9 protein-coding genes are annotated in these 7142 nt (G+C 75.7%); 8 read left to right on the top strand and 1 reads right to left on the bottom strand.

Translation table 11 applies throughout. The features are described 5' to 3' along the window. Positions 1-221 precede the first annotated feature (221 nt). The 4 genes from alr to BU198_RS17140 all read left to right on the top strand — a co-directional run bounded on the left by alr (position 222) and on the right by BU198_RS17140 (position 3630). Positions 222-1421 carry an alanine racemase gene (gene alr, locus BU198_RS17125; protein WP_188297719.1) on the top strand — a complete coding sequence of 400 codons (1200 nt, stop codon included), beginning with the start codon at positions 222-224 and terminating at the stop codon, positions 1419-1421. Further along, positions 1418-2713: an alpha/beta fold hydrolase gene (locus BU198_RS17130; RefSeq protein ID WP_188297720.1), complete on the top strand. Its 1296-nt coding sequence runs from the start codon at positions 1418-1420 to the stop codon at positions 2711-2713. Before alr ends, BU198_RS17130 begins: the two co-directional genes overlap by 4 nt. A 107-nt stretch (positions 2714-2820) precedes the next feature. After that, positions 2821-3318 carry a tRNA (adenosine(37)-N6)-threonylcarbamoyltransferase complex ATPase subunit type 1 TsaE gene (tsaE, locus tag BU198_RS17135; protein WP_188297721.1) on the top strand — a complete coding sequence of 166 codons (498 nt, stop codon included), beginning with the start codon at positions 2821-2823 and terminating at the stop codon, positions 3316-3318. A 117-nt stretch (positions 3319-3435) separates the two neighbouring features. Further along, on the top strand, positions 3436-3630 hold the full coding sequence (locus BU198_RS17140; protein WP_188297722.1) for a hypothetical protein: 195 nt from the start codon (positions 3436-3438) through the stop codon (positions 3628-3630). Positions 3631-3681: 51 nt separating this feature from the next. Here BU198_RS17140 and BU198_RS17145 read toward each other — a convergent pair whose 3' ends face one another. After that, the gene (locus BU198_RS17145) at positions 3682-4248 is read right to left on the bottom strand and encodes a hypothetical protein (RefSeq protein WP_188297726.1); all 567 of its coding nucleotides are present in this window, start codon (positions 4246-4248) and stop codon (positions 3682-3684) included. Between the two features lie 155 nt (positions 4249-4403). Here BU198_RS17145 and tsaB point away from each other — a divergent pair, with 155 nt between their 5' ends. The 4 genes from tsaB to BU198_RS17165 are packed head-to-tail and all read left to right on the top strand — an operon-like array spanning position 4404 to position 6928. Beyond that, positions 4404-5060, top strand: coding sequence for a tRNA (adenosine(37)-N6)-threonylcarbamoyltransferase complex dimerization subunit type 1 TsaB (tsaB, locus tag BU198_RS17150; protein WP_188297723.1), 657 nt, complete (start codon positions 4404-4406; stop codon positions 5058-5060). A 23-nt stretch (positions 5061-5083) separates the two neighbouring features. Next, the gene (rimI, locus tag BU198_RS17155) at positions 5084-5572 is read left to right on the top strand and encodes a ribosomal protein S18-alanine N-acetyltransferase (RefSeq protein ID WP_188297727.1); all 489 of its coding nucleotides are present in this window, start codon (positions 5084-5086) and stop codon (positions 5570-5572) included. Further along, positions 5565-6668, top strand: coding sequence for a tRNA (adenosine(37)-N6)-threonylcarbamoyltransferase complex transferase subunit TsaD (tsaD, locus tag BU198_RS17160; RefSeq protein WP_188297724.1), 1104 nt, complete (start codon positions 5565-5567; stop codon positions 6666-6668). Before rimI ends, tsaD begins: the two co-directional genes overlap by 8 nt. After that, a complete protein-coding gene (locus BU198_RS17165; RefSeq protein ID WP_188297725.1) occupies positions 6668-6928 on the top strand; it encodes a hypothetical protein in 261 nt (86 codons plus the stop codon). The genes tsaD and BU198_RS17165 overlap by 1 nt, the downstream gene beginning before the upstream one ends. Positions 6929-7142 lie beyond the last annotated feature (214 nt).

The following is a 7142-nucleotide window of genomic DNA, read 5'->3' on the forward strand; positions in this document are numbered from 1 at the left end:
GGCCGGCCGGGCGCCCCGACCACGGCGCTCGCGGTGGCCGGGGCGCTGCCGGCGGTGTGGCGGGCGGTCCGCGAGGGGTGACCGACGGAACCGGACCATCCGGTCAGGGCGTCCTGGACAGGGTGAACGGGCGGTCCGCCGCAGGCCGGCGCGTCGTGGGGGGCCGCCGCGCCGACGGGCCGTTCGGCGAGGACTCCGGGACGTCTGGGAGACTGACCCTGATGACAACTGCGAACACGACCGGCACAGCCACCCTCACCGAAGGCGTACGGGCCGAGGCCACCATCGATCTCGCCGCCCTGCGCGGCAACCTCGCGGCCCTGCGCGAGCGCGTCGGCAGCGCGGCGGTGATGCTCGCGGTCAAGGCGAACGCCTACGGCCACGGCGCGGTGGAGTGCGCCCGGGAGGCGGTCGCGAACGGGGTCGGCTGGCTCGGCTGCGCGACGCCGGACGAGGCGCTGGCGCTGCGGGCCGCGGGCATCCGCCCGGAGCAGGCCCGCATCCTGTGCTGGCTGTGGACGCCGGGCGGGCCGTGGCGCGAGGCGCTGCGCGCGGACCTGGACGTCTCGGTCAGCGGGCAGTGGGCGCTGGACGAGCTGCTGTCGGCCGTCCGCGAGACCGGCATCCCGGCCAGGGTGCACCTGAAGGCCGACACCGGTCTGGGCCGCAACGGCTGCCAGCCGCACGACTGGCCGCGACTGGTGGCGGACGCCCGCCGGGCCGAGGCCGAGGGGCTGCTGAAGGTCGTCGGCGTCTGGTCGCACTTCGCCGCGGCGGACGAGCCGGGCCACCCGTCGATCCAGGCCCAGCTGGACTCCTACCGGGCCGCGCTGGCCGTGGCCGAGGCGGCCGGGCTGCGCCCCGAGGTCCGCCACCTGGCGAACTCCCCGGCCACCCTGCTGCTGCCCGAGTCGCACTTCGACCTGGTCCGCACCGGCCTGGCCGCGTACGGGCTGTCGCCGGTGCCCGAGGTGGGTTCGCCGGCCGACTTCGGGCTGCGCCCGGTGATGGCGCTGACCGCGCGGCTGGCGCTGGTCAAGCACGTCCCCGGCGGGCACGGGGTCAGCTACGGCCACCACTACACGACACCGGGCGAGACCACCCTGGGCCTGGTCCCGGTCGGCTACGGCGACGGCATCCCGCGGCACGCCAGCGGCACCGGCCCGGTGCAGATCGACGGCAAGTGGCGCACGGTGGCCGGCCGGGTCGCGATGGACCAGTTCGTGGTGGACCTGGGCGGCGACACTCCGGCGATCGGCGACGAGGTGCTGCTGTTCGGCAACGGCGAGCACGGCGAGCCCACCGCCGAGGACTGGGCCCGCGCCTGCGGCACCATCTCGTACGAGATCATCACCCGGATCGGTGCCCGGGTGCCCCGCCGCTACCTGGGCGGCAGCCACGCCGAGGGCCCGACGGCATGACCGACGCGCCGGCCGAGGGCAATCCGGTCGCGGCGGTGGCCAGGGTGGCCGGCGCCGCCTCCGGGGTGAGCCGGGCCGGTGTGATCGGGATCTCCGTCGGTGTGCTGGCGGCCGGAGCGGCCGCGGGCGTGGCGATCGAGCGGCTGACCGTCGGCCGGGCGATGCGCCGCCGGGCCCGGGCCGAGCTGGACGCGAAGGCCCCGTTCGGCTCGCTGCGCGGGCGCCCGAGGAGGGTGGCCGCACCGGACGGCACCGAGCTGTACGTGGAGCTGGACGGCACCGGCTGGGACGAGCCGGACGGCGCCGGCCCAGGGGCGGACGGTTTCGGCTCCGGAGGCGAGCGGGCGGGTGGCAGCGCCGAGCCGCTGACCGTGGTGTTCTGCCACGGCTACTGCCTCAACCAGGACAGCTGGCACTTCCAGCGGGCCGCGCTGCGCGAGGGCATGCGGCTGGTCTTCTGGGACCAGCGCAGCCACGGCCGCTCCGAGCGCTCCCGCTCCTACCTGGCGGGCGAGCCGGCCGGCATCGACCAGCTGGGCGGCGACCTCAAGGCGGTGATCGACGCCGTCGCCCCGACCGGGCCGCTGGTGCTGGTGGGCCACTCGATGGGCGGCATGACGGTGATGGCGCTGGCCGACCAGCACCCGGAGCTGTTCCGCGAGCGCGTCGCCGGGGTCGCGCTGATCGGCACCCTCGCCGGGGACTGGAACGAGGTCAGCCTCGGCCTGCCGAGGGCCGGTGCGAAGCTGTTCAAGAAGGTCGCACCCGGGGTGGTGAAGCTGCTGGGCCGCCAGGTCGACCTGGTCGAGGCGACCAGGCGGCTGGGCGCGGACGTGGCCGCCGTCTTCTACCGGAGGTTCTCCTTCGGCGGCCGGGACGTCGACCCCGGTGTGGTGCGCTTCGCCGAGCAGCTGCTGGACGCCACCCCGATCGACGTGGTCGCCGAGTTCTACCCGGTGTTCGGCGCGCACGAGAAGCACGAGGCGCTCGCCGCCCTGCGCGGCCTGCCCGCGCTGGTGCTGGCCGGGACGAAGGACCTGCTGACGCCCTCGACGCACAGCGAGGCGATGGCCGAGCGGCTGCCGGGCGCCGAGCTGGTGCTGGCCGAGGGCGCCGGGCACCTGGTGATGCTGGAGCGCCCCGAGCTGGTCGACCACGAGCTGGCGCGGCTGCTGCGCCGGGTCGCCGGCTTCGCGGGGGCGGCGGCGCTGCCCGCGGCCGTCCTCGACCTGGCGGGCCGACGGCCCCGGGACCCTGACCCCGCCCTCGACCCGGCGGCCGATCCGGCCTGAGCCTCCGCGGGGCCCCGCCCGCCGCAGCGGGGCGCGCCGATGTGGCACGGTAGCGGTGGCGGCCGGTGGTCGGTGCGCCGGTACGGACCGAAGGGCAAGACACGCGCATGGGCTCGCACGCCACTCTCACCGTCCCCACCCCGGAGCGGATGGGCCGGCTCGGCCGGGAGCTGGCCGCGTTGCTGCGGCCGGGTGACCTGGTGCTGCTCTCCGGCGAGCTGGGGGCGGGGAAGACCACGCTGACCCGGGGCCTGGGGGAGGGCCTGCAGGTCCGCGGGGCGGTGACCTCGCCGACCTTCGTGATCGCCCGGGTGCACCCCTCGCTGGTCGGCGGCCCGGCGCTGGTGCACGTGGACGCCTACCGGCTGGGCGGGGACCTGGACGAGATGGAGGACCTCGACCTGGACGTCTCGCTGCCCGAGTCGGTGGTCGTGGTCGAGTGGGGCGAGGGCAAGGTCGAGCGGCTCTCCGAGGACCGGCTGGAGGTCCGGATCGAGCGCGCCATCGGCGACACCGCGGACGGGGACGACCAGGACCCGCGCCGGGTGCTGCTGACCGGCATCGGCCCGCGCTGGGCGGACGTGCCGCTGGCGGACCTCGGGTAGCGGCCGCGCCGGGTCGCCGGCATCTTGCCGACAGACTGTCGGGAAGGTGTTGCGGGCGGGGCGCCGGGCGTGGTGGGATGGGTGCTGCGGTTAGGTCTGCCTAACTAGGGAGGCGCCATGTCGAGCACCACCCCCGCCCCGCAGCGGCCGGTCCGCGCCGCCGGGGCCGGAGAGTCCGCCCACCGCGCTCCGGGAGAGCCCATGCGGGCGCTGCTGGCCGCCCGCGCGGCCGCCGAGGCGGTTTCCACCCCGCCCGAACCGCGGCCCGGGCACGACGAACGGCCCGAGGCGCAGGCGCCCCGGGCCGCGTGAGGCCGGTTCTCCCGGGCCGGAACCGCCCGGGTGGTTCCGGGCCGTCCCGGATCAGGCGACCACGACCACCTTGGTGTCCTTCGGCGCGAAGTCCCAGAGCAGCTGACCCTCGGCGCGGCCGCTGCGGATGCCGCCGGTCTTCGCGCTCGGGTCGGTGGTCGGCGTCGCGCCGTCCACCGCGGCGCTGAAGCCGAACACCACGCCGTTCTGCTGCGCGAAGCGCACCACGTGCTCGATCTGCTTGCCGTCCGTCCCGGTGGTGGTCGGGGTGCGGCTGTACACCGCGTAGCTGCCCGGAGTCGGCTCGACCGAGCCCGGGGTGACCGGGAAGGCGGCCGCGACCTGCGGGTTCTTCTTCGGGTCGACCAGCCAGACGTAGTGGCTGCCGATCGAGTAGACCACCCGGGGGCCGGTGCCCGTGGTGGTCGGCACCGGCGGGACGGTCGGGGTGGCCGAGGCGGTCGGCGCCGCGGTGGTGGCCGTGCCGGTCGTGCTGGTGGTCACGGTGGGCTTGGCGCCGCCCGCCCGGTCCTGGGCACCGTTCGCCTGGAAGGCCAACAGGCTCACCACCGCCAGGGCCCCCAGGGTCAACCCCGTGACCACCACTCCAGGACCCATCTTCGCCACGTTGCCGCTCCCGCCGCCGTCCCTTTACGTACGGCCCCATCGTGCCAGGTTCATCCTGTCGGGTCGCAGCGCCTCGGATGTGTGTTCCCGGGTGGCACACCCTGCCGATCGGCCGGTCGGCCCAACGTCGGTCTAACCTTGACCCCGTGCTGCTGCTCGCGTTCGACACCGCTACCCCCGCCGTCACCGCCGCCGTCCACGACGGCACGGCCGTCCTCGCCGAGACCCACCAGGTCGACGCCAGGCGCCACGGCGAACTGCTGCTGCCCACGATCGACCAGGTGCTGCGGGCCGCGGGTGTGGACAAGCACCGGCTGACCGGCATCGCGGTCGGAGTCGGCCCGGGCCCGTACACCGGTCTCCGGGTCGGCCTGGTGACCGCCGCGGCGCTCGGCCACGCCCTCGGGCTGCCAGTGCACGGCGTCTGCACCCTGGACGCGATCGCCTTCCAGGCCCGTGCCGAGGGCCTGGCCGGCCGGCCGTTCACGGTGGCCACCGACGCGCGCCGCAAGGAGGTCTACTGGGCCTCGTACGACGCCGAGGGCCACCGCACCGAGGGCCCCGGCGTGGACCGTCCGGCCGAGCTGACCCCGCAGGAGCGCTCCGTCGGCGCAGGCGCGGTGCTCTACCCCGAGGCGTTCCCCGGCGCGCACGGCCCCGAGCACGTCTCGGCCGGCGCCCTGGCCGGCTTCGCCGCCGCCGAGCTGACCGCCGGGCGCGAGCTGCTGCCGAACGTCCCGCTGTACCTGCGCCGCCCGGACGCCCAGGTCCCGGCAGGCTACAAGGCGGTGCTCCCCGCGTGAACCACGGCACCACCCTGCGCCCGATGCGCTGGTGGGACATCGCCCCGGTGCTGGAGCTGGAGCTGCGGCTCTTCCCGGAGGACGCCTGGTCCGCCGGGATGTTCTGGTCCGAGCTGGCCGAGTCCCACCCCGGCGGCACCCGCCACTACACCGTCGCGGCGGCCCCGGACGGCGCGATCGTCGGCTACGCCGGGCTGATGGTGATCGCCGGCGAGGGCGACGTCCAGACCATCGCCGTCGACGACCGCCACCAGGGCGGCGGCCTCGGCACGGCGCTGCTCACCGACCTGATCCGGGAGGCCGCCCGGCGCGAGTGCGCCGAGCTGCTGCTGGAGGTGCGGGTGGACAACCCGCGCGCCCAGCGGCTGTACGAGCGCCACGGCTTCGAACCGGTGGGCATCCGGCGCGGCTACTACCAGCCCGCCAACGTCGACGCGCTGGTGATGCGCCTCGACCACCCCAGCACTGACAGCACTGACCCGAAGGACATTGAGGACACCCGCCATGGCTGACGAACCGCTCGTCCTCGGCATCGAGACCTCCTGCGACGAGACCGGCGTCGGCATCGTGCGCGGCACCACGCTGCTGGCCGACGCGGTCGCCTCCAGCGTCAACGACCACGCCCGCTTCGGCGGCGTCGTCCCCGAGATCGCCAGCCGCGCGCACCTGGAGGCGATGGTCCCGACCATCCAGCGCGCCCTGGACACCGCCGGGGTCAAGGCGAGCGACCTGGACGGCATCGCCGTCACCGCGGGCCCCGGCCTGGCCGGCGCGCTGCTGGTCGGCGTCAGCGCCGCCAAGGCGTACGCCTGGGCGCTGGACAAGCCGCTGTACGGGGTCAACCACCTCGCCTCGCACATCTGCGTCGACCAGCTGGAGCACGGCCGGCTGCCCTCGCCGACGATGGCCCTGCTGGTCTCCGGCGGGCACTCCTCGCTGCTGCTCAGCGAGGACATCACCAGCGACGTCCGCCCGCTCGGCGCGACCATCGACGACGCGGCCGGCGAGGCCTTCGACAAGGTCGCCCGGGTGCTCGGCCTGGGCTTCCCCGGCGGTCCGATCGTCGACCGCACGGCCCGCGAGGGCGACCCGAAGGCGATCGCCTTCCCGCGCGGCCTGAGCGGCAGGAACGACCCGGCGTACGACTTCTCCTTCTCCGGCCTGAAGACCGCCGTCGCCCGCTGGGTGGAGGCCAAGCGCCGGGCCGGCGAGGAGGTGCCGATCGCCGACGTGGCGGCGTCCTTCCAGGAGGCGGTCACCGACGTGCTCACCCGCAAGGCCGTCAAGGCGTGCCGGGACAGCGGCGTCGACCACCTGATGATCGGCGGCGGCGTGGCGGCCAACTCGCGGTTGCGCGAGATGGCCCAGCAGCGCTGCGACCGGGCCGGCATCCGGCTGCGGGTGCCCCGGCCCGGCCTGTGCACCGACAACGGCGCGATGGTCGCGGCGCTGGGCGCCGAGATGGTGTGGCGCGACCGCGCGCCGTCCTCGTTGGACCTGTCGGCGGACTCCTCGCTGCCGGTGACCGACGTCCACGTCCCGGCCGCCCACCTGGAGCACGGCGACGTCCACGGCCAGGCCTACCAGGCCCTCGGCGGCGGCGCCTGATGACCGTCGCCGCGATGTGGGAGGCCCGGGCCGCGGCCGGCCGCGGGGCCGAACTCGCCGCCTGGGCAAGGGAGTCGGCGCTGCCCGCGCTGCGCGGAGCGGCCGGTCTCGAACGCCTAGAACTGCTCACGGCCCCGGGCGAGCGGGTGCTGCTGATCAGCTGGTGGAGCGGCGAGCCCCGGCCCGTCGCCGACCCGCCGGCCGAGCTGCTCGGCCGACCGGTGCACCGCTGGTCCTTCAGCAGCGAACACGTCGAGTAACCCCGGATCGGGAACCGCCGCGGCAGCCGTTACCGTGCATAGCTGAGAGAGAGCTGGACGGGAACCGGGAGCGCGCTGCGGTGATCAGGGACGGGCGGAGCAGGACCAGGACGTACGCGGTGGGGGCGCTGGCCCTGCTGGCCTTCGCCACCGCCTGCGGCGACGGCGGAGGCGGTGGCGGCGCCGCCCCGGCCACCACGGCTGCCACGACCCG

The organism is Streptomyces sp. CBMA156 (assembly GCF_014596515.1).
GTDB lineage: Bacteria > Actinomycetota > Actinomycetes > Streptomycetales > Streptomycetaceae > Kitasatospora.

Coding starts and splice junctions, on each gene's coding strand:
- BU198_RS17145 (WP_188297726.1), bottom strand. CDS start 4,248: ATGGGTCCTGGAGTGGTGGTCACGGGGTTGACCCTGGGGGCCCTGGCG.
- BU198_RS17140 (WP_188297722.1), top strand. CDS start 3,436: ATGTCGAGCACCACCCCCGCCCCGCAGCGGCCGGTCCGCGCCGCCGGG.
- tsaD (WP_188297724.1), top strand. CDS start 5,565: ATGGCTGACGAACCGCTCGTCCTCGGCATCGAGACCTCCTGCGACGAG.
- rimI (WP_188297727.1), top strand. CDS start 5,084: ATGCGCTGGTGGGACATCGCCCCGGTGCTGGAGCTGGAGCTGCGGCTC.
- BU198_RS17130 (WP_188297720.1), top strand. CDS start 1,418: ATGACCGACGCGCCGGCCGAGGGCAATCCGGTCGCGGCGGTGGCCAGG.
- alr (WP_188297719.1), top strand. CDS start 222: ATGACAACTGCGAACACGACCGGCACAGCCACCCTCACCGAAGGCGTA.
- tsaE (WP_188297721.1), top strand. CDS start 2,821: ATGGGCTCGCACGCCACTCTCACCGTCCCCACCCCGGAGCGGATGGGC.
- BU198_RS17165 (WP_188297725.1), top strand. CDS start 6,668: ATGACCGTCGCCGCGATGTGGGAGGCCCGGGCCGCGGCCGGCCGCGGG.